The organism is Tropicibacter sp. S64, assembly GCF_049803835.1.
In the GTDB taxonomy this organism is placed as follows: Bacteria; Pseudomonadota; Alphaproteobacteria; order Rhodobacterales; family Rhodobacteraceae; genus Pacificoceanicola.
In genome coordinates, this window is the sequence record NZ_JBNAGK010000001.1 from 154,766 (window position 1) to 178,530 (window position 23,765).

24 protein-coding genes are annotated in these 23,765 nt (G+C 61.2%); 4 read left to right on the forward strand and 20 right to left on the reverse strand.

The features are described from left to right. Positions 1-2: 2 nt before the first annotated feature. From ACP159_RS00815 to paaZ, 5 genes are all read right to left on the reverse strand, one after another. Positions 3-167 carry a hypothetical protein gene (locus tag ACP159_RS00815; RefSeq protein ID WP_425097710.1) on the reverse strand — a complete coding sequence of 55 codons (165 nt, stop codon included), beginning with the start codon at positions 165-167 and terminating at the stop codon, positions 3-5. Then, the gene (locus ACP159_RS00820; protein WP_425097711.1) at positions 167-1,456 is read right to left on the reverse strand and encodes a DUF4178 domain-containing protein; all 1,290 of its coding nucleotides are present in this window, start codon (positions 1,454-1,456) and stop codon (positions 167-169) included. The genes ACP159_RS00815 and ACP159_RS00820 overlap by 1 nt, the downstream gene beginning before the upstream one ends. Beyond that, a complete protein-coding gene (locus ACP159_RS00825; protein WP_425097712.1) occupies positions 1,453-2,067 on the reverse strand; it encodes a DUF4178 domain-containing protein in 615 nt (204 codons plus the stop codon). Before ACP159_RS00825 ends, ACP159_RS00820 begins: the two co-directional genes overlap by 4 nt. 64 nt (positions 2,068-2,131) lie before the next feature. Beyond that, a complete protein-coding gene (locus tag ACP159_RS00830) occupies positions 2,132-2,878 on the reverse strand; it encodes a PaaX family transcriptional regulator C-terminal domain-containing protein (RefSeq protein WP_425097713.1) in 747 nt (248 codons plus the stop codon). A 30-nt stretch (positions 2,879-2,908) separates the two neighbouring features. After that, positions 2,909-4,924 (reverse strand): phenylacetic acid degradation bifunctional protein PaaZ, encoded by a 2,016-nt coding sequence (gene paaZ, locus ACP159_RS00835; RefSeq protein ID WP_425097714.1) that lies wholly within the window; start codon positions 4,922-4,924, stop codon positions 2,909-2,911. 81 nt (positions 4,925-5,005) lie between these two features. Between paaZ and paaG the strand changes: the two genes are divergently transcribed. The 4 genes from paaG to ACP159_RS00855 are packed head-to-tail and all read left to right on the forward strand — an operon-like array spanning position 5,006 to position 8,126. Then, positions 5,006-5,791, forward strand: coding sequence for a 2-(1,2-epoxy-1,2-dihydrophenyl)acetyl-CoA isomerase PaaG (paaG, locus tag ACP159_RS00840; RefSeq protein WP_425097715.1), 786 nt, complete (start codon positions 5,006-5,008; stop codon positions 5,789-5,791). Continuing rightward, the gene (gene paaI / locus ACP159_RS00845; protein WP_425097716.1) at positions 5,788-6,219 is read left to right on the forward strand and encodes a hydroxyphenylacetyl-CoA thioesterase PaaI; all 432 of its coding nucleotides are present in this window, start codon (positions 5,788-5,790) and stop codon (positions 6,217-6,219) included. Before paaG ends, paaI begins: the two co-directional genes overlap by 4 nt. 3 nt (positions 6,220-6,222) lie before the next feature. Further along, the gene (paaK, locus tag ACP159_RS00850; protein ID WP_425097717.1) at positions 6,223-7,533 is read left to right on the forward strand and encodes a phenylacetate--CoA ligase PaaK; all 1,311 of its coding nucleotides are present in this window, start codon (positions 6,223-6,225) and stop codon (positions 7,531-7,533) included. After that, positions 7,533-8,126 carry a TetR/AcrR family transcriptional regulator gene (locus tag ACP159_RS00855; protein WP_425097718.1) on the forward strand — a complete coding sequence of 198 codons (594 nt, stop codon included), beginning with the start codon at positions 7,533-7,535 and terminating at the stop codon, positions 8,124-8,126. The genes paaK and ACP159_RS00855 overlap by 1 nt, the downstream gene beginning before the upstream one ends. A gap of 23 nt (positions 8,127-8,149) precedes the next feature. On the opposite strand, the gene ACP159_RS00860 is transcribed toward ACP159_RS00855, so the two are convergent. The 15 genes from ACP159_RS00860 to ACP159_RS00930 all read right to left on the reverse strand — a co-directional run bounded on the left by ACP159_RS00860 (position 8,150) and on the right by ACP159_RS00930 (position 23,762). After that, positions 8,150-9,220 carry a 2Fe-2S iron-sulfur cluster-binding protein gene (locus tag ACP159_RS00860; protein ID WP_425097719.1) on the reverse strand — a complete coding sequence of 357 codons (1,071 nt, stop codon included), beginning with the start codon at positions 9,218-9,220 and terminating at the stop codon, positions 8,150-8,152. Between the two features lie 13 nt (positions 9,221-9,233). Then, complete coding sequence (gene paaD, locus ACP159_RS00865) at positions 9,234-9,692, reverse strand: 1,2-phenylacetyl-CoA epoxidase subunit PaaD (protein WP_425098185.1); 459 nt, start codon at positions 9,690-9,692, stop codon at positions 9,234-9,236. Positions 9,693-9,697: 5 nt separating this feature from the next. Further along, positions 9,698-10,468 carry a 1,2-phenylacetyl-CoA epoxidase subunit PaaC gene (paaC, locus tag ACP159_RS00870; protein ID WP_425097720.1) on the reverse strand — a complete coding sequence of 257 codons (771 nt, stop codon included), beginning with the start codon at positions 10,466-10,468 and terminating at the stop codon, positions 9,698-9,700. Then, on the reverse strand, positions 10,468-10,752 hold the full coding sequence (gene paaB, locus ACP159_RS00875) for a 1,2-phenylacetyl-CoA epoxidase subunit PaaB (RefSeq protein WP_425097721.1): 285 nt from the start codon (positions 10,750-10,752) through the stop codon (positions 10,468-10,470). Before paaB ends, paaC begins: the two co-directional genes overlap by 1 nt. Positions 10,753-10,764: 12 nt before the next feature. Continuing rightward, entirely contained in the window at positions 10,765-11,742 is a 978-nt protein-coding gene (gene paaA, locus ACP159_RS00880; RefSeq protein WP_425097722.1) for a 1,2-phenylacetyl-CoA epoxidase subunit PaaA, read from the reverse strand. 12 nt (positions 11,743-11,754) lie between these two features. Continuing rightward, positions 11,755-12,963 (reverse strand): 3-oxoadipyl-CoA thiolase, encoded by a 1,209-nt coding sequence (gene pcaF / locus ACP159_RS00885; protein WP_425097723.1) that lies wholly within the window; start codon positions 12,961-12,963, stop codon positions 11,755-11,757. Between the two features lie 127 nt (positions 12,964-13,090). Beyond that, positions 13,091-13,840: a metallophosphoesterase gene (locus tag ACP159_RS00890; RefSeq protein WP_425097724.1), complete on the reverse strand. Its 750-nt coding sequence runs from the start codon at positions 13,838-13,840 to the stop codon at positions 13,091-13,093. A 57-nt stretch (positions 13,841-13,897) separates the two neighbouring features. Further along, positions 13,898-14,326, reverse strand: a complete 429-nt coding sequence (locus ACP159_RS00895; protein ID WP_425097725.1) for a hypothetical protein — start codon at positions 14,324-14,326, stop codon at positions 13,898-13,900. Then, positions 14,327-15,412 carry an EscU/YscU/HrcU family type III secretion system export apparatus switch protein gene (locus ACP159_RS00900; RefSeq protein WP_425097726.1) on the reverse strand — a complete coding sequence of 362 codons (1,086 nt, stop codon included), beginning with the start codon at positions 15,410-15,412 and terminating at the stop codon, positions 14,327-14,329. Between the two features lie 4 nt (positions 15,413-15,416). Further along, positions 15,417-16,187, reverse strand: coding sequence for a flagellar biosynthetic protein FliR (locus ACP159_RS00905; protein WP_425097727.1), 771 nt, complete (start codon positions 16,185-16,187; stop codon positions 15,417-15,419). After that, positions 16,184-18,265 (reverse strand): flagellar biosynthesis protein FlhA, encoded by a 2,082-nt coding sequence (gene flhA / locus ACP159_RS00910; protein WP_425097728.1) that lies wholly within the window; start codon positions 18,263-18,265, stop codon positions 16,184-16,186. Before flhA ends, ACP159_RS00905 begins: the two co-directional genes overlap by 4 nt. 180 nt (positions 18,266-18,445) lie before the next feature. Continuing rightward, positions 18,446-20,710: a hypothetical protein gene (locus ACP159_RS00915; protein ID WP_425097729.1), complete on the reverse strand. Its 2,265-nt coding sequence runs from the start codon at positions 20,708-20,710 to the stop codon at positions 18,446-18,448. Beyond that, entirely contained in the window at positions 20,707-21,576 is an 870-nt protein-coding gene (gene motA / locus ACP159_RS00920; RefSeq protein ID WP_425097730.1) for a flagellar motor stator protein MotA, read from the reverse strand. The genes ACP159_RS00915 and motA overlap by 4 nt, the downstream gene beginning before the upstream one ends. 78 nt (positions 21,577-21,654) lie before the next feature. Then, positions 21,655-22,764 (reverse strand): flagellar basal body P-ring protein FlgI, encoded by a 1,110-nt coding sequence (locus tag ACP159_RS00925; RefSeq protein WP_425097731.1) that lies wholly within the window; start codon positions 22,762-22,764, stop codon positions 21,655-21,657. Next, on the reverse strand, positions 22,764-23,762 hold the full coding sequence (locus ACP159_RS00930; RefSeq protein ID WP_425097732.1) for a flagellin: 999 nt from the start codon (positions 23,760-23,762) through the stop codon (positions 22,764-22,766). The genes ACP159_RS00925 and ACP159_RS00930 overlap by 1 nt, the downstream gene beginning before the upstream one ends. Positions 23,763-23,765: the final 3 nt, after the last annotated feature.

Consider the following 23,765-nt stretch of genomic DNA (forward strand, 5'->3'; position numbering starts at 1 on the left):
TGTTATTTCACCCGGCCGACAACGCCGACGACGCGCCCCGCCGATCCTGTCCGGACCGATTGATCCAGATCCGTGCTTTCGCCGCCCGCACCGTAATAGGACACGTAACTTGTCCCCGCGATGGCGAGGGTGGCAAGGACTACGAAAGCCGTGCGGAACAGGGTCATCAGTCGTCATCCCAATCGCTGTGCGACCAGCGCCGCGCCCTGTGCAGGTGCTTGCGCCCGTAGGTCACTGCCGCCAATACCGCGAAACCGGCGGCCAGGAAATACATCCAGAAGCCGGTCGACAGGCCTTCCCTGACCGAAACCGTGACAGCCGTCGCATTGCGCCCGCCGCCCCAGGTGTCCGCCTCCGGCTGGTCTATGGTCAATGTATAGGTCCCGGCTTCGGGCGGGCGGAAGGTGATGCGCGACGAGCGGTTGCCCTCGCTCCAGCTCTCACCATTCTCGACGCCGTAGTAGTACTCCACGGTCCGCCCCGCCTCGAACACCGGAACGTCATCAGGGTCGGTCAGGTCCATCTCGAAATAGGACCACGCGTTCGAGACGTTTGCCGCGATGCGGATCGTCGCCAGCCTGCTGGTGTCATTGAGGTCAAAGGTCAGCTCGTAGGGCAGCGCCCGGATGCTGATTTCCTGCTGCGGCAGCACCTCGAACCCGGGCAGTGAACTGAGCGTAATCGCGATGATCAGACTGCACGCCGCGGCAAGCCCGCTGGCATAGGCAAGGAACGCGCTGTTTTCGCCGGCCTTGTACGGCTGCAGGGCATGAACGCCCCGCGCCACCAGATCGCCGGGCTTGATGCCGAAACTCTTCTTGACCTCCGCCTGCGGCAGATACTCCGAGCGGTAGATTTCCCGCTCCGTCCCGGTTTCGGAAAAATCCAGCATGGCCGTGGGCGACATCGCGGAAATCGTTGTCGTCGCTTCTCCCACGGTCGGAGCCCAGGTGAATTCACCCTCGACGAAGGTCAGGCGGCTTTTGGTGGTTTCCAGGTAGCGAAAACTCTCGCCATCGTGGTGAACGGTTGGCAGATTTTCCGCATTTTCGACCCAGTATTCGCTCATCCACAGCGATTGCGGCGCACCCCGGAGGCGCCGCGAATAGATCAGGTGCCCATCCTCGACCGTCAGCCAGACGTAGCCATGGGTTGGCGAATACAGCTGATGCTCGACCCACTCCCAGATCTCCGTGCCCCAGGCTTCGCGATGGCCAAGCGTGCCGATCACCGTCCATGTGACACCCTTGATCGTGCCTGTCATGCCGAGCTTGAACGGCGTGTCGGGGCGCGGCATGTCGGAAAACTGGCGCAGGGCGCGGTAGCCGTGCAGAGCGTCCAACTCGGTGCCGCAATATCCGCAGACATGCGTGGTCACCCGCCCGCCACCGAGAATATCCAGCCCCGCGCCGCACGCCGTGCAGTTAATGGATTCGAGACAGGCGGCGCGGGTCACGATAGCGCCTCGACGGTGATATCAAACGGATCGTGCCAGAACCCGAGGAACCAGGACTTCCCGCCCGGCCAGAATTCCCCGGACATCAGCGCTCCGCTTTCGGACTGCAGGTTCAGGAAACGATAGGTCTCGCCCACGGTCAGTTGCTCGCCGAAAGAGCCACGCAGCGCAACGCATTCCGCCTTGTCCGCTTCGATCACGCGCCATGTCTCATTGCGATGTTCGAAGGCCATTCCAACCGCGGCCGACGCCGGGACTGCGGGCCACCATTCCTCGCGGACGGGATATTGCAGCACCACGTCGCCTTCGTCGACGGAGACCCAGACGCCACGTTGCTCCTCGTCGAGACCCCAATATTCGTCCCACCAGCCCCGGCCATAGGAATACCGGGCATGACCCAGGATCTGTACCGGAACCTGTCCGAGGATCACTGTGTCACCGACACCGAAAAGCTGAGGCCCGTCATGCATTTCACCGGACTTGCCCGCATTCTTCAACTGCGCGCCGTCGAGGTAAAGCGTTGTGCTGCAGGACGGGCAGGTGACCATGGTCACATATCTAATCTGCGCCGGAACCGCGTCACCGCAATTGGGACAAGTCAAATCGGACATGGCGCAAAATGGGCCGATCCCGGGCATGAATGCAACGGGAAATTGCGGGCGACTGACAGCGTGCTCACAGCGTTTTCAGGGCATGAAGGACAACCTGCCGCGTTTGCGCGCCCTCCCAGTCCGGTCCGAGCAGGGCTTCGGCCAACGGCGACTGGCGCAGGACCGTGCGCCGCCAGTGATGCAGGATGACCAACCGCAGGGCCTTGCGGTGCGCCTCGCTGTCCGGAACCCGTTCCAGCGCCTCGATCACCGCGCGGCGCAGCGCTGTGAACTCGTCACGCAGCGACCTTGGCGCGAGCACGTCCCGCACCCAGCCCGGCAGGGCCTGTGTATCCACCGGCGTGCGAAGGAAGTCGACGTCCGGCAGATCACCCGAGACCAGCGCAGACCGCGCCGACAGGACGGCTGAGCGCCGCTCCGGCAACCGCTGCGCAAGCGGCTCGGCGAGGTTCGGCGGCGCGACGACCAGGGAAACGGGCCCGATGTCCGGAGAGGAGGCGTCATAGATCAGGCCGCGCACCGCTTCGGTTTCGCGTCGTGCCCGTTCGGTGAGAAAGTGCTTCGACTCCCGACCTTCGCGGCGGCTTTCGATCCAGCCGTCCTTCTTCAGCCGGTGCACGGCCACCCGCAGCGCCTGATCGCTGATACCCAATGCGCCAACCAGCGCCGCCAGTTCCTTGCCGCTGATCCCCTGCCCCGGCGTGCGCAGAAGATCGCCCATCACCGTCACCACCACGGACCATGTCCTCAGCGGTCCGATCTGGGCGAACAGGGCAATGTCTTCAATCACATAGGGGCTTGTTTGGGGCATGCCCCAACCTACGCGCGGCGGCACGGCGTCTCAAGTGGCGTTCATCGTCAGAAGCTCGTATTCGGCAACCCGTTCTTCGTTCTGGTTGAGCAGCCTGACGTGCCAGCGCACCTCGCCGTACTCGGCATTGCGCGGCGTCTTCGCCTTGACCGTCAATCGAACGTGGATCGCCTCCCCCGCGCTCACCGGCTTCATGAAACGTAGGGAATCGAGCCCGGTGTTGGCGAGCACGGGCCCTTCGTTCGGCTCCACGAACAGACCTGCTGCAAAGCTGAGCAGCAGATAGCCATGGGCCACGCGCCCCGGAAAGAACGGATTTCGCTCCGCCGCAGCGTCATCCATGTGCGCATAGAAGGTGTCTCCGGTAAACTGCGCAAAATGCTCGATGTCGTCGAGCGTGATGGTCCTCGGCGCTGTCACGATGGTCTCGCCGATCGCCAGCTCTCCGAACCGCCTTGTGAACGGATGTGCACCGCCGTCCACCTCCGGTGCGCCCGGGATCCAGCGCCCGCCGATCGCGCTCAGCATCCGGGGCGAGCCCTGTACGGCGGTCCGCTGCATGTAGTGCTTGACCGCACGCACGCCGCCCAACTCCTCGCCACCGCCTGCGCGCCCCGGGCCGCCATGGATCATGTGCGGCATCGGCGCACCGTGGCCGGTGCTCTCCTTCATGCTGTCGCGGTCATTGAGGTACACACGGCCATTCCACGCGGCAACGCCCATCACCGCTTGTGTTGCGACATCGGGATCGTGCGTGATCACGGAGGTCACCAGCGAACCGCCACCGCGATTGGCCAAGGTGATGGCATGGTCGAGATCGCGGTAGGGCAGCAGCGTGCTGACCGGCCCGAATGCCTCGGTGTCGTGCACGCGTTGCGCGGCATCGGGATTGCTGCACCGCAGCAGAATCGGCGGAAGGAATGCTCCGGCCCTGTCCAAAAGTCCGTCCGGATCGCCGCAGACGATATCGGCTTCGCCGCGCAGCACGGCAATCTTTTCCAGCACATCCTTGCGCTGGCTCTGGCTGACCACCGCTCCCATGCGAGTCGTCTCATCGCGCGGATCACCTACGACGACCTTCGACAACCGTGCCGACAAAGCATCCTGCAAGGCGTCCATACGCGCCTCCGGCACAAGGATGCGACGGATCGCGGTGCATTTCTGTCCCGCCTTCACCGTCATTTCCCGACTGACTTCCTTGACGAACAGATCGAACTCGGGTGTGCCCGGCTCGGCGTCAGGACCGAGAATGGAAGCGTTGAGGCTGTCCTGCTCCGCCACGAAGCGCACGCCCTGCGACAGGACGGTCTTGTTGGATCGCAGCAGACCGGCCGTCGCCGCGGAGCCCGTGAAACTCACCACATCCTGGCATGTCAGACGGTCCAGCATATCGCCGAGGCCGCCGGTCACCAGTTGCAGGGCGCCTTCCGGCAAGATCCCGGAGTCCAGCATGACTCTAACCGCGAATTCAGTGACATAGCAGGTGTCCGTCGCCGGCTTTACGATCGCCGGAACCCCGGCAAGCAAGGTCGGAGCCAGCTTCTCCAGCATGCCCCAGAGCGGGAAGTTGAAGGCATTGATATGGACCGCCACACCCAACACCGGCGTGCAGATGTGCTGGCCCAGGAAGGTTCCTTGCCGGCCGAACTGCTCCGGTGTGCCGTCGAGATAGACTTTGGAGTCCGGCATCTCCCGCCGTCCCTTCGAGGCGAAGACAAACATCGTCCCGATTCCGCCGTCGATGTCGAAGGCATGATCGGACTTCGTTGCGCCGGTCATGTAGCTCAGATCGTACAGGGCGTCTTTTTGCTCCTGCAATGCCAGCGCAAGCGCCTTCAACATCCGTGCCCGGTCATGGAACGTCAGAGTCCGCAGCGCGTGCCCCCCGACAGTCCTGGCGTGATCCAGCGCCTCTTCCGTGGACCAGTCTCCATCGCCGGCCCGCGCGATGAGCCGCCCGTCATAGGCGCAGGCAATATCCCGCGCGTTCGGCCCCGGCTGGATCCAGCGTCCGGCCACAAAACTCTGCACATTCTGAAGTCCCACGGCGATCCTCCTTCGTCGGATACGTTATTTATTGACCAACCGTTCGGTTTATGCAACCTCGGTGTCAGGGAGGACAGAGCAATGAGCGATACCGTTCTGGTCGCAGACCACGGGCCTTGGGTGGAAATCACCCTCAACCGGCCGGACCGCCTGAATAGTTTTACAGAAGAGATGCACGGCGCTTTGCGCACTGCGCTGGAAAGTGCCCGCGACACCGGCAAGCGCTGCGTCCTGTTCACAGGCGCCGGGCGCGGGTTCTGCGCCGGGCAGGACCTGGCGGATCGGGACCCGTCGAAAATGGACGGCCCGCCGGATTTGTCGAAGACTGTCCGCACTTTTTACGCGCCGCTTGTGCGCCTGATCCGCTCGCTCGACGCGCCGGTGATCTGCGCCGTCAATGGTGTCGCCGCCGGGGCGGGAGCCAATCTTGCACTGGCCTGCGACATCGTTCTGGCGGCGCAATCCGCAAAGTTCATCCAGTCTTTCTCAAAGGTTGGCCTGATCCCAGACACAGGCGGCTCATGGCACCTCCCGCGCCTGCTCGGCGAGGCTCGCGCCAAGGGACTGGCACTCACCGCCGATCCCCTGTCCGCCGAAAAGGCTGCCGATTGGGGGCTGATCTGGAAAGCCCTGCCCGATGAAGATCTCATGACCGAAGCCCGCGGCATGGCGGAACGCTTCGCTTGTGGCCCCACCCTCGGCTACGCGTTGACCAAGCAGGCCATCCAGGCGGCCGCCACGGACACCCTGCACGACCATCTCGAGCTGGAGGCGGATTTGATGAAGCGGTGCGGCGAAAGTGCCGACTACGCCGAAGGCGTCAGCGCCTTCCTGAACAAGCGCAAACCGGATTTCAAAGGCCAATGACACCGCAAGATCGCGCAACCCGCTCCGCCGAAGCCATGTGGGAAAATGACAAGGCAAGCCAATGGCTTGGCCTCAGGATCGCGGAGGTTGGCGCGGGCACAGCCACGCTGACGCTCACCGTCGAGCCGCACCACTGCAATGGCCACGCGATCTGCCATGGCGGCTTCATCTTCACGCTCGCGGACAGCGCCTTTGCTTTCGCCTGCAACAGCCGCAACGCCGTCACCGTCGCGCAGCACAATACCATCAGCTTCATTGCCCCCGGCAAACTTGGCGACACGCTGACCGCGACCGCCCGCGAAGTGTCCCTCCGCGGCCGTAGCGGGCTTTATGATGTGACCGTCACCAACCAGACCGGCGCGACCATCGCCGAATTCCGGGGCGCATCGCGCGCCATACAGGGCCAACTCTTCCCCGAAGAGGATTAAGACATGATTGACCTTACTCCCGACCGCAGCACCCTCGATCCCATCGAAATCGCCTCGCGCGACGAAATCGGTGCGCTTCAGCTGGACCGCCTCAAGTGGTCGCTCAAACACGCCTATGACAATGTCCCGATGTACCGCCAGCGCTTCGACGATGCGGGCGTGCACCCCGATGACCTGCAAACCCTTGCGGATCTTGCGAAATTTCCGTTCACCTACAAGGCCGACCTGCGCGACAACTACCCCTTCGGCATGTTCGCGGTTCCGCGTGAGCAGATATCCCGCGTGCACGCCTCTTCCGGGACAACCGGCAAACCCACCGTCGTCGGCTACACCAAGAATGATATCGACAATTGGGCCAATCTCGTTGCGCGTTCCATGCGTGCCAGCGGCACCCGCCCCGGCGACATCGTCCATATCGCCTACGGCTACGGCCTGTTCACTGGCGGTCTTGGCGCACATTACGGCGCGGAACGTCTCGGCTGCACCGTTGTCCCTGTCTCCGGCGGCATGACGGAACGGCAGGTCACGCTGATTCAGGATTTCAAGCCGACAACCATCATGGTCACCCCGTCTTACATGCTCAACATCCTGGAAGCCTGTCACAAGATGGGCATAGACCCGCGTGAGACGTCGTTGCAGGTCGGCATTTTCGGCGCCGAGCCCTGGACGGATTCCATGCGTTCGGAGGTTGAGCAGGCCTTCGACATGCACGCGGTCGACATCTACGGTCTGAGTGAGATCATGGGTCCAGGCGTGGCCAACGAATGTGTCGAGACCAAGGACGGCCCGGTGATCTGGGAGGACCATTTCTATCCCGAGATCATCGACCCCGAAACCGGAGCGGTTCTCCCGGATGGCGAAATGGGAGAGTTGGTGTTTACCACGCTGACCAAGGAAGGCCTGCCCATGGTCCGCTATCGCACGCGCGATCTGACCCGCCTCCTGCCCGGCACCGCCCGCAGCATGCGCCGCATGGCAAAGATCACCGGACGCAGCGACGACATGATGATCCTGCGCGGTGTCAACGTCTTTCCAAGCCAGATCGAAGAGCAGGTGATGGCTACCGGCGGCCTTGCCGCGCATTACCAGATCGAGCTCTACAAGTCCGGGCGCATGGACGCGATGCGGGTCATGGTCGAAGCGACGACCACCGCCGCCGACGAGGCCTCGCGCAGCGCCGCCGCGCGGATGCTGGCCAAGCGGATCAAGGACATCGTCGGTGTTTCCACCGAAATCCTCGTCGGCGACCCGGGCAGCGTCGAGCGCAGTCAGGGCAAGGCCCGCCGCGTCATCGACAACCGGGGCGAGGGCTGATGGCCCGCACGATTGCCAAGGACTACGAGGAAAAACGCGGGCAGATCCTGAAATCGGCGGCGAAGGTCTTTGCGACCGAAGGGTTTGACCGTGCCTCCATGGCCACGCTTGCCCGGGAGTGTGGCATCTCGAAAGCCAACATCTACCACTACTACGAATCGAAGGACGCAATCCTCTTCGACATTCTGGATAACTACCTGTCAGGATTGAAGAAACGCATCTGCACGCTTCCCTTGGATGGTCTGGATCCGGAAACGCGCCTGCGCCGCGTTGTGAGTGCGATCCTCATGGCCTACGAGGGTCAGGACGACGAGCACAAGGTTCAGATGAACGCGTTGGGCGCCTTGCCGGACGCGCAGCAGGACCTCCTGCGCAGTTACCAGCGCGAGCTTGTGCGGTTTACTTCCGACGTCATCGCCGCCTGTGCCCCGGCCCTGTCCGAAGATCGGCACAAGCGCCGGGGTGTGACCATGTCGGTTTTCGGGATGCTCAACTGGTTCCACATGTGGAACACACGGGCGACCAAGCAGGAACGGGAGGCCTACGCGGCACTTGTCTGTGACCTGACCTTGAAGGGCCTCGACGGTCTGTAGGGCGGGGCTATGCCCCGCTCCCCTCACTGGTCGTAATCGACCACGACCTTGTCCGTCAGCGGATAACTCTGACAGGACAAGACATAGCCCTTCTCGACCTCGTAGTCTTCGAGCGCATTGTTGGCGAGCATCTCGACTTCGCCTTCAATCACCCGGCAGCGGCAGGTGGAGCACACCCCCGCCTTGCACGAATAAGGCGCATCCAGCTTGTTCGCCAAAGCCGCCTCCAGGATCGACGTGTCACGGTCCATCTCGAAATTCTGGGTCGCACCGTCCAGCGTCACCCGCGCTTTTAGCATGTGCCCCTTGACTGCGCCGTCCTTGGAAACAACCTGCCGTTTCGCCCGCCCCTGCTGGCCATTGGCGAACAACTCGTACTTGATCTGCTCGTCCGTCAGCCCATGCGCCTTCAACGCCTTGACGATACCGAGCATCATCGGCTCCGGTCCACAGATGAACGCCAGATCGACCGAGGCGATGTCGACCCAACCCGACCGGAACAGCGCGGCGCATTTTTCTTCCGTCACCAATCCGGTAAAGAGATCAATGTCTTGCGCGTCGGTTTCCAGAATGTGGATCACGTTGAACCGTCCCATGTAGCGGTTCTTGAGGTCCTCCAGTTCCTCACGGAACATGATCGTGCTCACCGCCTTGTTGGCATAGACCAGCGTGAAGGCGCTGCGCGGTTCCCGAGCGAGAACCGTCCGGATGATCGACAGCACCGGCGTGATCCCTGACCCGCCGGCAAAGCCGAGATAATGCCGCGCATTGTCCGGATCGAGCGCCGCGTGGAAGCGCCCCATCGGAGGCATGGCCTCCAGCACGTCTCCAACCTTCAACTCCTCGTTGGCATAGGTCGAGAACGCGCCACCTTCGACCCGCTTGATCCCGACCTGAAGCGTGTTGTCATCCAGCCCCGCGCAGATCGAATAGGACCGGCGCAACTCCTCGCCGTCGAACATCCGCCGGAAGGTAAGGTACTGACCTTGTACAAAAGTGAATGCCTCCGGCTCCGTTGGGCGCAGAGTCACCTCGACAGCGTCGCGGATCGTCTTGCGCAGACCAGTCACTTCCAGCTGATGAAATCGCGCCATGCGCCTGCTCCTCTCAGATGCACTTGAAATAGTCGAAAGGCTCGAGGCAGTCCGTGCACCGCCATTGCGCCTTGCAGGGGGTCGAGCCGAATTGACTCAATTTTTCAACATTCTGCCCCCCGCAATGGGGGCACTTGTCCGGTCCCCCGGCGGGCTGCGGCGGGGCGATGCCGTATTCCTCCAACCGCTTTCGCCCTTTATCCGACAACCAATCGGTGGTCCAGGCCGGGCTGAGTTGCCGTTTCAGGGCGATCTTTTCAACCCCGTGGCCACGCAGCGCCGTCTCGATGTCGAGATTGATGATCGAGGTCGCCGGGCAGCCGGAATAGGTCGGCGTGACAGTCACTTCCAGGGTATCGTCCTGCCACGCCACATCCCGGATTATCCCGAGATCGACGAGGCTGATCACCGGAATCTCCGGGTCGGGCACCGCGTCCAGCCAGTCCCAAACCTGCTCGACCGACGCCACCATGGCGCTTACCACTTTGCCCCGGGATAGGCGCGCTGCAACCATTGCATGGTGCAGAGGATATGGCCCAGATGCTCCGTATGCATCCGCCCATCGCGCCCGCCGGTGTGGTGGAAGTCGCCTTCCGGCACACTCAATGTCGCCTCGCCGAGCGCTGCCAGGACAATCGCGTCATAGTCCGCCCTGAGCCCCTTGGGATCAGGCGCGATCCCGGCGGCTTCCATGGCGTCGTCCACATGATCGGACGCAAACATTTCCCCGACATAGGGCCACAGCCGCTCCAGCGCCCTTTGCATCCGCTGATGGCTCTCCTCGGTCCCGTCGCCGAGCCCGATCACCGTCCCGCGCGAGCGATCGAGGTGATAGGCCACTTCCTTCGAGGCCTTCTCGGCGATCTCAGCCACGCGCACGTCCGCAGATGCCTTCAGCCACCCAAGCATGACCACCTGCCAGGCGTCGAAAAGAAACTGCCGCATCAGTGTCTGCCCGAAATCGCCGTTCGGCAGTTCGACCATCAGCACGTTGCGGAAATCCCAGGCGTCGCGCAGGAATGCCAGATCGTCGGCCGTCCGCCCCTTGCCCTCGACCTCCGCTGCATACCCCAGCCAAAGCTGCGTCTGGCCGATCAGGTCCAGCGCCGTGTTGGCGAGGGCGATGTCTTCTTCCAGAACCGGCGCATGGCCGCACCATTCCGAAACTCGGTGCCCGAGGATCAGGGTATTGTCCCCCATCCGGCACAGAAACTCGAAAAGCGCCGTCTTATCAATCACCTCGGCCATCACATATGGCCCACTTCTTCGGGAATGTCGAAGAAGGTCGGGTGGCGGTAGACCTTGGATTCGGACGGCTCATAGAGCGGCCCCTTTTCCGACGGCGAACTTGCCGTGATCTGCGCCGCCTCGACCACCCAGATCGACACACCCTCGTTCCGCCGTGTGTACACGTCGCGCGCATTGCGGATCGCGGTTTCCGCGTCCGGCGCGTGCAGCGAGCCAACGTGGCGATGGCTCATGCCATGCTGACCACGGATGAAAATCTCCCACAGGGGCCATTCCCTCGACATTGTCTCGCTCCCTTATTCCGCCGCGACCTTGGCCGCGCGTTTCCTCTCCGCATGGGCCAGCAAGCCATCTCGCACCCATGCGCCCTCGTCCCACGCCGTGTTCCGCGCTTCCATGCGCTCGACATTGCACGGGCCGTTGCCCTTCAACACGTTGAAGAATTCTGTCCAGTCCGGCTCGGAGAAGTCGTAACCGCCCTTCTCCTCGTTCCATGTCAGATGTTCGTCGGGGATCGTCAGCCCGAGGTATTCCGCCTGCGGAACCGTCTGATCGACAAACTTCTGGCGCAGGCCGTCGTTGCTGTCGATCTTGATCCTCCACTTCATGCTCTGCGCCGAATGCACGCTCTCGGCATCGGACGGGCCGAACATCATCAGCGACGGATACCAGAAGCGATTCAGCGCATCCTGCGCCATCCGTTTCTGCGCCTCGGTCCCCTGCGCCATCTTCATCATGATGTCGTAGCCTTGGCGCTGGTGGAACGACTCCTCCTTGCAGATCCGGATCATGGCGCGTGCATAGGGGCCGAAGGAGGTCCGTTGCAGCGGTACCTGGTTCATGATCGCCGCGCCATCGACCAGCCAGCCGACCGCTCCGATATCGGCCCAGGTCAGCGTCGGATAGTTGAAGATCGACGAGTATTTCATGCGCCCGTCGAGCAACATTTCCGTCAGCTCGTCACGCGACACACCCAACGTTTCCGCCGCGCAGTAGAGGTACAGACCATGGCCCGCCTCATCCTGCACCTTGGCCAGCAGGATCTGCTTGCGCTCTAGCGTCGGGGCCCGGGTGATCCAGTTGCCTTCCGGCAGTTGCCCGACGATTTCGGAATGCGCATGCTGGCCGATCTGCCGGATCAGAGTCTTGCGATAGCCCTGCGGCATCCAGTCCTTGGGCTCGATCCGCTCCCCGGCGTCGATCCGCGCCTGAAACGCGGCCAGTTTCTCGGGATCGTCATTCGTCGCTTCGGATTTTACCATCTGCGCATACATCGTCCGTCCTCCTCAAACGCGTTCCAGGATCAGGGCGACGCCCTGACCGACACCGACACACATGGTACAAAGCGCATAGCGCCCGCCCGTCCGCCGGAGTTGATAGGCCGCCGTCAGCACGAGCCGTGCCCCGGACATGCCGAGCGGATGGCCCATGGCAATCGCCCCGCCGTTGGGATTCACATGGGGTGCGTCATCGGGCAATCCAAGCTCGCGCAGCGTGGCAAGGCCCTGAGCGGCGAAGGCTTCATTCAATTCTATCACATCCATCTGGTCGATGGTGAGTCCGGTCCGCGCCAGAACCTTGCGCGTCGCCGGGACCGGGCCGATCCCCATGATGCGCGGGGCAACCCCGGCCGAGGCCATTCCGACGATACGCGCCATCGGTGTCAGCCCGTTGGCCTTTGCTGCCGTCTCGTTCGCGAGCAAGACCGCCGCGGCACCGTCATTGACGCCAGAAGCATTACCCGCCGTTACCGTGAGGTCAGGACCGTTGACCCCCTTCAGTTTCGCCAGCGCTGCAACATCCGTTCCGGGACGCGGATGTTCATCCGTGTCCACGACCATCGGATCGCCTTTCCGCTGAGGGATTGACACCGGCGTAATCTCGTCCGCGAAAACACCAGCTTTGTGTGCCGCGTCCCACCGCGCCTGCGACCGGGCCGCGAAGGCATCCTGATCGGCGCGAGACACCCCGTAGTCCTCGGCCACATTGTCCGCAGTCTGCGGCATCGAATGCGTGCCATACATCGCACTCATCTTCGGATTGACGAACCGCCAGCCGATGGTTGTGTCATACACTGCGTTTGCCCGGGTGAACGCCTGCGTCGCCTTCGGCATCACGAACGGCGCTCGCGACATGCTTTCGACACCGCCAGCGATCACCATGTCGTAATCGTCCGCCTTGATCCCGCGAGAGGCCATACCGACCGCATCCATGCCGCTGGCACAAAGACGATTGATCGTCGTGCCCGGCACTTCAACCGGCAGACCGGCAAGCAAGGCCGCCATCCGCGCCACGTTCCGGTTGTCCTCCCCGGCCTGGTTGGCACTGCCGTAGATCACGTCGTCGATGGCGCCCCAGTCGACACCACTGTTCCGCGCCATCAGTGCGGAAATCGGCAAGGCCGCCAGGTCGTCCGCCCGAACGGAGGACAACGCCCCGCCGTACCGTCCGATGGGCGTTCGGATAGCATCGCAAATGAAGGCCTGAGTGGTCATGGTCGCGCGTCTCCTCCTGCCGGCATTCGCCGACCGCATGGTCGATCTAACGCGACAGGCGATTCGACGCAAGAAAAACGTTACTGAAACTCAAACTATTTCGACATTCTGTAACATGACGCGTGTTTCAGAACTCAAGGTATCGCGCAGACTGAGGCTCGATCAACGCCGCGGTCAGTCTTCCGGTGGCATAAGCCCCGGTGTCGAGCGGAATGCGGCCCTGCTCTGCTTTCGGATCGCGCGTAATGACATGGCCATGCACCACCCACAGTCCGTCACCGCGTGTCTTTTCAAAGAAAGCGGACCGCCCCCACAGCAATTCGCGCTCGCCCTGTTCCTCGATCGGAAGATCGGGTTCGGCCCCCGCGTGCGCCACAACCACATTTCCCGTCTGCCAATATAGCGGCAGGTCCTGGAGCCAGCCAATCAGACCCGGTCCCATCTTCCTCGCCAATTTGTCCCGCAACCCGGCCCAATCGTCATTCGACCCGGATTCAGGCACGCCGCGCAATCCGTAACTGGCTAGGGTCTGCAATCCACCATTGCGTTGCCAGCGAAATCCATGCGCCGCCGGGTCCTCCAAAAAATCCAGCAGCATTCGTTCATGATTGCCCATGAGGCAGACCATCAGCCCCTCGGAGCCGGTTTGCATGCGGTGCAGTCGCGCCAGCAGACCCGCGCTGTCGTCACCCCTGTCCACGTAGTCACCGACGCAAATCAGCCTTGCGGTGGGGTGAGCCTCCTCATGCAAGCGATGCAAAAGTTTCAAGAACAGTTCATCGCAGCCGTGCAGGTCGCCGACCGCGTAAAAGGGCTCCTCCGGCGCAATCGGCGCATCGAAAACGGCTTGGGGCTTTCTGGATCTGAACAAGCGCATGCAAACGCATTAGGAGGTTTCGCGGCGATGGCCAAGAGGGTCATGCTGTCTGACGCATCAGATGTCGTCGGACTGCGCGTGGCGCAAGCGTCCCAGAGCCTCGATGGTCTCGGCCTGTGCCAGCAAACGCTTCTCGCGGCTCCGCTTTCGGTCTTCCCGATCCAGGCTCTGTGCTGCGTCGAACCGCGCTTGGGCCAGCCGCGCCTGGGACAGGCTGTCCGCTTCCTTTGCCCGGGCCATCGCCATTTCCTGGAGAATGAACGCCCGCCGTGTCACAAGCCACGTTTGCCAGAGCGAGTCCGCACCGGACAACTGCCGCGCGCCAACCGATGCGCCATCCTCCTGCACCGCCTGTCGCAGCGCATCGATCTGATCAAGCTCCGCGGCGAGACGCCTGCTTTCCGCAAGGTTCATGCGATGCTTGTCGAGCGCCCTTTCCTGCAGGATATCGCTCACCGCGATCAAATCGTCGAACTTTCCCGTCATTTACCAACCTCTCTGCCGTGCCTTTGCGCGCATGGCGTCCGCGAACCGGATCGCCGCCGCCACCGGACGGTAATGGTCTCCCGCGATTTCCTGGCCAATCTCCGTCGTCGCGTACAAGGCGCGCGCGGTGGGTGGATCGGAATGGATCGGCACGTTGTTTTCTGCCGCCAATTCCCGGATTTTCAACGCGATTTCGTCCACGCCCTTCGCAACACACTCCGGCGCCGCACCAGGCATCCGGCTCCATTTCAACGCCACGGCGTAATGTGTCGGGTTGACGATGACCACGTCCGCCTCCGGAACCGCCGCCATCATCTGGCTCAGCGCCAATTCCTGCGCTCTACTGCGACGGGCCTGCTTGAAATGGGGATCGCCCTCAGCTTCCTTGAACTCGTCGCGCAACTCCTTGAGCGTCATACGATTCTTGCGCATGTGCTCCGCCCGCTGCCAGAAGAAGTCGAGCCCGCCGATCACCATCGCGATCACCACCACCAGGACCAGGAACTCCATCATGAGGGACAGCATCATGACCGACCCCTCCGCCGCGCTGGCGTAGATGCTTCCGACAATCTCGCCGAGCTTGCTCCGCAGGAACAGCGCAAGGCAGATGGAATAAACCATCAGTTTGACGAAGCTCTTGAAGAACTCGAAGAGTCCCCGCCGCCCGTACTTGTTCTTGGCGTTGGAAATCGGATCGAGCCGCTGCCCTTTTGGCACCAACTTGGACGGCGTGAACAACATCTGTCTCGACGCCACAAGCGTCAGCAGGACAATTCCGCCAGGAAGAAGGAAAACCGGCAGAGCGGGCACCAGCGTCGCCTGGAGCACTTCGCCCGCCACTTCCGTCGCTCCGTCTCGAAAGAACAGGGTTTCCAGACGGTCCGGCTGTTCGATCAATGGCAGCAGTGCATTCGCAAAATCCCGCAGGATCGGCCCACCAAGTGTCAAACCACACAGCAGAAGCCCAAGATAGGACATCGCTGTCGACAAGTCGGGCGCCCTGGGAATCTCACCTTTCTTTCGGGCGTCTTCGAGTTTCTTCGGTGATGGTTCGTGGCTCTTTTCGCCTTCGTCGTCCTCAGCCATCCCGTCACCGCATCGGATTGGCGAGGAAGGCCTCGACCGCGCCAAGCCAGACCGTGAGGATGACCGGCGCGCAAAGAAGCAACATGGAGATCGCGCCGAACGTAATCACGGGCGATCCGACAAATGCAACCATCAGCTGCGGCATGGCCTTGTTGATGACGCCCAGCGTGAGGTTGTAGAGTACAGACAGGATGACGAACGGGGCGGCAAGGCTGAATCCCAGGGTGAAACACTCGCCGATCCGGTGCCGCCCGACATCGGCGATCGCGACGGGGTCCGGAAATTGCAATGGTTCCAACAGATCGTAGGACAAGACCATGTAGGCCGCAGCCTTCACGTGGAAGCCGGTCGCCATGAGCAGCGCGAGCGCCGAGAGCGTCAGCACGTGACCGATCGCAGGCAGGGGGTCGAGTCCATGCGATCCGAGAACCTGAGCCAGCGACGTAGACTGCGCGGCGATCGACCCGGCGATCTGGATGGCCAGAATGAAGAGGCGCAACATCAGTCCGACGAAGAGCCCGGCGAGTGACTCCGTCACCAGCGCCGAGACGAAGTGGCCAAATGTCGGCTCCGGCAGTGCAATGCCCGGCAGGACGGCAGGCGCAACGATGGATGTCAACGCCAGAGACAGCACCAATTTGACCCGAACGGACAACATCTGTTCTCCCAGAGCGGGCAGCACGATCATCGCAGCACCGACCCTCAGGAAAACGATCAAACCGCCCCAGAGCGCCGCCGTGGTCAAGCCGACAAGGCCGTCCAATCCGGCAATCATGCCGCAACCACGCCAATCAGCGCTGGCCGCGCTTCGAGACCGATTTCCTCGAAGGACATCACGGGGTTGGTCATGCCCTTCGCTGCCATGACCGTGCGCAGGAAACGGCGCCGGCGCGAAGAGGTAACGACCGCTGGTACAACCCCACGATTGCCCGCATCATTGATCTGCACGGCGAGGCCTTCGGTCAGAGCCTCGAACCGCTCCGGAGGCAGGGCAACATCAAGCGAGCCGTGCCCGCCGTCAATCTGATAGGACGAGAACGTTTCCTCCCATTCCGGCGCCAGCTGGATGAGCGGAATCGTCCCGTCTTCACGCCGCAGCCGAGCAACCAATTGGAAACCAAGCCGTTTCCGGACATGCTCGCAAATCGCCTCCGGTTGGTTCTGCTGACCGCGCATTTCCGAGATCGCTTCCAGGATGAGCGGAAGGTTGCGGATGGACACCTGCTCGTCCAGCAGAAGTCGCAGGACGTGATGAAGCGTGTCGATCTGAACCTTGTCGGGGATCAACTCGTCAATCAGCTTGCGGTTCGCTTCCGCCCTGGCGGGGTTGCTGAGCGATACCATTTCATCGAGCAGACGCCGCAAAGATTTCAAGGTCAACAGGCGTCCGAAGTTGCGGCGCACCACTTCCAGAAGATGCGTGGCCAGCACCTCCGTCGGAGTGACTATTGTCGCACCAGTGATCGCCGCACGCTCCTGATCTTCCGGGCGTATCCAGCGCGCCGGTGCCCCATAGACCGGTTCGGTCACGTCCTGACCGGCCGGCAACGAAGATCGGTCCTCCGGCATCAGCGCCAGCACGAAGTCCGGGTTCAATTCGCCCCTGGCCATCTCCACCCCGTGAATTTTGACCACGTATGTTCCGGGCCTCAGCTCCGGCGCGTCGGTCAGCCGCATTTCCGGAAGAATTAGCCCATATTGAGTTGCCACGTGGGTTCGCATGTTGGCAATTCGCGCATCGAGGCCCGTGCCCGGATCGAGAACCATATTGACGAGGTCTGGTGCGAATTCGACATGAATATCATCCAGGTCCAGCACGTCTCCCATCCGCCGCTCCCGAGGACCTTCCTCCGCGGTGTCTTCGGGAACTTCTTCTTCGTCTGGTTCGGGCCGGGTGGCCATCCACCACGCCGCCGCACCGAGTACGCCTGCACCGGCAATGAACGGGATGAACGGCAGCCCTGGGACCAGGGCAAACAGACCCATCAGGATCGCAACGGTCGCCAGGGCGGATGGATGGCGCCCGAGTTGGCTCAAGATGGCGAGATCCGTTGATCCTGTTGTGCCACCTCGCGCCAGCAGAAGGCCGGCTGCAATCGAAATGATGACGGCTGGAATCTGGGTCACGAGCCCATCACCCACCGTAAGGATCGCGTAGGTTTCCACGGCATTGCCGAAACCCATGCCATGGACAAAAACGCCCATGGCTATGCCCATGATCAGGTTCAGGCCGGTAATTAGAAGACCGGCAACCGCGTCGCCTTTCACGAATTTCGAGGCACCGTCCAGCGAGCCAAAGAAAGTCGTTTCCTGTTGCTCGCGATCTCGTCTCGCCTTGGCTTCTGCATGGTCGATCGCGCCGGCAGCCATGTCGGCATCGATGGCCAACTGCTTGCCCGGCATGCCGTCCAGCGCAAAGCGGGCCGAGACTTCGGCCATGCGCGCCGCACCTTTCGTGATGACCGTGAAGTTAACGATCATCAGAACGCCGAAAACCACAAATCCGAGGAATACACTGCCCCCCATCACGAAGCTGGCAAATCCCTCAATGACCTCCCCGGCAGCCCCCGTTCCCGTGTGACCATTGCCGATAATCAGCTTGGTGGAACTGACGTTCAACGAAAGCCTCAGCATCAATGAGGTCAGCAGAATCGTCGGGAACGCTGAAAAATCGAGCGGCCGCTCGATAAAGAGTGTCACCGTGAAAATGAGAATGGCCAGACCGAAGGATACTGCGAGACCGACATCAAGAACCCATGAAGGCATCGGCAGAATCATCATGACGATGATGGCCATGAGTGCCAGTGCAAGCAGGATCGTTGGGCGCGTGATAGACGCCAGTGTCAGATTCATGACACCGTGCTCCGCTTGATCAGCTTCTCTGTTCTGATCAGCGCACTTCCTTCGCCGTGGCGCGGCCGCGATTGGCTGCGCCAGGTGTTTCGGGATGGTTTATTCGCCATTTCTTGGCTCTCTGCTACAACCGCGTCGCAATCAAACCTAGAATCCAAGGATTTATTTTTAGTAAGTTTTTCATCCACCCGCGCCGATCCGCGTTGCTTCCAGCAGGGCACGCAAAGTCTCTCGGGTTTCGGCAGCGTTGCCGCTCAAGGTCTCAGCATAAGTCAGGGTCGGGCTTTCAGGGGCCGGACCATCGGCATTCAACAATTGCGCAGCCTGACCAAGGGGCGTGTCTGTGTCTTTGGCAACGCGCTCCCAGTCGCCGGACAACCATGCGCTTTGCAATGCGTCATCACCTCGACCCATTCCGTCATACAACTCACGGGCATAGGAATAGTCGCCCATTCCACGTCGGGCATCCGCACGCAGCGCATCGATCTCTTCGCCACGCAAACCAACCAAGGTGATTTCTGCCTCCTCCGGCCGTGACAGAGCCATGAGCGCCTTGGCGCGCGCGAGACGGAAATCTCGGTTTTCCCGAGCCTGCGGCTCCTTGTCGAGCCGATCCAAAGCCATGTCTGGCATGCCCAGTTCGGTCAGCCGCCGTACGATTGCGAGCTCGAGAGCCGTGTCATGCATCCCAGAGGTATCGAGCGCGCCACCCATGGCATACTTCAAGAACTCCAGATCATCGGCCCTTTGCGTCACGGCCCGCACGGTTTCGCTAAGCATTTCCTTCTGTATTTCCGCCGGTGCGGCTCCAGCGTCTTCAAGCACTTTGAAGCTCTCGCTGAACCGGTCATTGAGCAACAAAGTGCGAAGGTGGGCTTTCCATAGGTCAGGACCCATCTCGCTATCGCGGAGTTCGGATGCATAGGCGGCCGTCAAGGCAACGACCTCTTCGGACACCGGGACATTTCGGGCGTGTGCGATGTCCACCGAAGTTGTAACCGCACGGTACGCTTCGGATTCGGGAAGGGCATTGATAGATTTCAGCGTCGACTCGGCTTTGTCGACGTTTCCATCTCGCATTTCGATTTCTGCCGCATTCAACGCCAAACTGTCGGTCGGCCCACCGTGTAGTCTTTCCAACCTACGCAGGACGTCACGGGCAAGTTCACTTTTTCCCTCCGAAGAAAGTCGTTGGGCCAACAATGGTCCAAGATAGTCTCGCAAGTGAGTTGGCAGGTTCTCTAATCCACGCAGTATTCCCGCCGAATTGTAATGCGCGTTACCACGCTTGACGCCTCCGCTCAGCGCAGCCCAAAATGCCGCAAACCCTTCGCAATCGGCTTGGGAACGAAACCATCCCGTCGGATCTTGTTCACCATCTACCAAGTAACTGATTGAATTCAGCACCGGGTCCGGCCCTTCCGGCAATGCCAGCAAAGCCGATCGCGCTTCCGCGCCGAAGCCAAAGAAGAGCAGTTCTCGGGCATATGCGTTGACCGCATTCTCATTGACGACATCGAATTCACCAAAGAGTTGGTTCCGCCGCTCGGACAAGACACCATTGACCGAGTCTGCAGACGACCAATCTGAAATGTGCACAGCCTTGTCAGGCGTGCACGCGCCCGCTCCAACGGAAATGTAACCTTTCTCGTCACTTTCCGGGCTCAATTCCGTCAACTGACGCGCCAAATCTTCCACAACTCCGGCCGCTTGATCATGCGACTCGTCGGTCTGAGTGGGCTGCAAAACGATATCCGCAGCTTGAGGTGCCGCTGAAATCGCGGGTTCCAAGAGGCCCTCGGTCGCCGCCTTGGCCAAGCTGGCGGCAATAGCCCCACCAAGCTCGTAAGGCTTCGATTCTCCCTGACCTGCCAAAGTATCCTGTACCCGTTCTGGGCGCAGGATGCCAACCGACGGAAGGAGCGGTTCTGCCCGGCGATCCGGACCTATACCAGGCAAACCTTCCACACGAACTGTCGACAAGTCACGCGCAAGCGCCAATTCATCTCGTGTTGGAGTGCGGATGGCCGGAGCTGCAGACAGTGACGATGTCTCCTGCGAAGCCAGTTCCGTCGATCCGGGATCACCTTCCTGCAGATCCACAACGATCATTGTCCCGCGCAACGTGAACGTTTTCGCGACACACGAGCAATTCAGCGAAACATCAAGCGCCGATCTGCCTTCGACCGGCGTGATAGCCGCAATGCGGTTCGTGTTTATCTTGTCGAAAACGCTGGACGTATCAAAATCGAGACCTGGCGTCGACAAGCTGATTCTGATATCCCTCGAGTTGCGCAGCTGGCTGAGATCGTATTGCGTCCCCTCCGGAACGGTAAGAACGAGACGCGTGAATGCTCCGTGCTCTCCGCTGCGAACCACTACCTGCTGCGCGAACGCCGAGGCTGGCGACAGGACGAGGAAGACTATGAAGGCGAGACGCCTCATGCAGCCTCCTGCTTGACGGATTTCAGCGCCTCTTCGAGATCAATGAAACTCGGCCTGAACTGCGACGGCGCATTCTGGCGACCAACCTCGATACAAATGTTGGTGGCATGGTTATGCAAATTCGCAATCAGCACTTCGCGGATCAATTGGTAAAAGTGCATATCCTCCTCGACGACAGCCTTTACCTTCGACGCGAAGGGCGCGGCCAGACCGTAGGCAAGGAACACTCCGAGAAAGGTCCCGACAAGTGCGCCACCGATCATCTTGCCGAGAACTTCCGGCGGCTGGTCGATTGCTGCCATAGTCTTGATAACGCCAAGCACAGCAGCAACGATTCCCAAGGCAGGAAGCGCGTCCGCCAAAGACTGAATTGCGTGGCTGGAATGCAGTGCGTGATGCTGCATTCCCTCGATACGTTTGTCCAAGACCTCCTCGACTTGGTGAGGATCGTCGTAATTCATCGACACCGATCGCATGGTGTCGCAGATCAATTCGATCGCGTACTTGTCCCCCTGGATCTTGGAATATTTCTGAAAGATCGCCGATTCCTGCGGAGACTCGATGTGCTCTTCGATGGCAACCGGACTGCTGCGCGCCAGCCTAATCAGTTCAAAAAGAAGGCAAAGAAGATCACGGTAGTCGTCAGGTTTCCATTTGGCTCCCTTGAACACTTTGCCTACATCCTTGAGCGCATGCTTGACGGCCGCGCCATCATTGCTGATCAGGAATGCGCCCGCCGCGGCCCCACCGATCATCATGAACTCGAATGGCAACGCCTTGAGAATGATCCCCAGCTTGCCACCAGCGAGGATGTAACCGCCGAAAACCATGATGAAAATCACGGCAATACCGACAATACTCAGCATTCTGAACTCCCGACTAGACTTTCGTTGAGAATGACAGCCAGCCGTTAAGAACCTCTCACTGGCTGGCGGTTTTTTGCGTCACATCACAACGAACTCGGCGTGCAATGCGCCGGCCGCCTTAATGCTCTTGAGGATGTCGATCATGTCCCGCGGGCTGACGCCCAAGGCATTCAGCCCAGCGATCACCTCGGACAAGGAAGTGCCCTCTGGCACTTCCGCCAGGCTGATCCCCGGATCTTGCTGGATACCCGCCGCCGTGCGCGGAATCACCACGGTCTGGCCTTCGGCAAAGGGATTTGGCTGCACCACGAGGGGCGCCTCTTCGATCCGCAATGTCAAGTTACCCTGAGACACGGCGACACGCGAAATCCGAACATCGGACCCCATGACAATCGTTCCGGACCGCTGATCGACAACAACGCGTGCCCTGCGTTCCGGTTCGACCGCCAGGTTTTCGATTGCAACAACCGCTCGGGCCGGTGAGCCGGCGCCTGTTTGTTCCAGGTTTACCGACACGGTTCCGGCGTCAAGCATCGTTGCTGCCCGGCGACCGACCTGCCGATTGATGACTTCCTCGATACGCGCCGCCGTCGTGAAATCCGGCTCGCGGAGCGCAAGGCGCAGGCTGGAGAGCTGGGTGAAATCGAACTCGACCTCTCGCTCCACGCGAGCGCCCGACGGAATCACACCCGCGGTCGGCACACCTTGAACCACCGAGGCCGCGTCTCCCTGAACCGAAACGCCGCCCGCAATAACCGTACCCTGTGCGACGGCATAGATTTCTCCGTCCGCGGCGTTCAGGGGTGTCATGATGAGTGTGCCGCCGAGCAGGCTCGACGCGTCGCCGATTGCCGAAACCGTGACGTCGATCTGGTTTCCGACCCGGGAAAAGGCTGGCAACCTTGCCGTGACGATCACAGCTGCGACGTTCTTCGGTCGGAATTGCTCCCCGGAAACATTGACACCGAGACGCTCGAGAATGTTCGACATGATCTCTTCGGTGAAGGGCGAATTCCTCAGTCCGTCTCCGGTTCCGTTCAATCCGACCACGAGCCCGTAGCCGACAAGATCGTTGGCGCGGACGCCATCCACTTCCACGAGATCCTTGATTCGCACGGATTGCGCGTGCAGCGCCGTCGCGCTCAGAAAAATCGTAAGGAATAGAACGATAATTTTACGGAATGTCATCAGAGAAACTCCGCCAAAGACAGCCGCTGGGACCGCGCCGTAATCGTGTACAGGCTTTCGAGTTGCCCACGGATCGCTTCGTAGCGTGAGGCGGTCTCGTATGGATCAGCACCGACAAGTTCGAGTTTTGCCTTGCTTGTCGCCGTTCGCTCAGCGGCGTTGCGCGTCTTGGTCTCTTCGATACGGGCTTCGAGGGCGCCAAGACCAGCCCGCAACTCGACAATCGGCTTCTGAGCCGCCAGCAGGTCGCGACCAGACTTGGACAGAAGTTCCACCTGAACGCTTTCGTCGAGACCCAGCCCACCGTTCGAGGCGACCGCCGCCATTGCGAGGGGGATCAGCAATTCCCGGAACGTGTCGTCCGTCGCGCGTATATCGACACTGGCCGTCTCGTTCTCACCAAGACGGATGGGACTCAATCCAGTGTTCGACCCTTGATAAACAACCGTCTCATAGGTTCCGCCTGCCCCGAAGAAAATGTCTAGCTCAGCCTCGATTCCGGCCAGATCGGTTTGCCCGGCGAGAGCCGTCGTCAACTCGGTCATGACGTCGTCGAGTGCAAGAACTGCCGGGCGATCCGTGGCAGTGCCCGCGAACAGGGAACGACCCGCGACCGAACGATTCAGAGCCCCCAGCACCTGGCCCAAAGCGCTTTTCGCATCGTCGGACATCGTTGACAGAAGCTCGCCAGACGGCGTGAGTTCTGCTGCGACGAGTGTCTGCGAGAGCGTCTGCGTCCGGCTTTGCATCTCTTCGAGCGTGGTTTGCATCGTGCTCGTGATGTAGGTTGCTTCCGTGACATTTACGGCGAACGCGTTGAGCTTGTTGAGCGACCTGTCGATGGCCAGCAGGTTGCTGAGGTCACCGTTGAGGTGTTGCCCCGTGTCCTTGACCAGGCCAGTCGAGACTTCGACTGCCAGCTTGTCCATTTCCTCGCGAAGCCGGACCTGATTGGTGCGCAACACGAGGGAGCGGGCGAGGTTTCCTACTGAATCCATGGT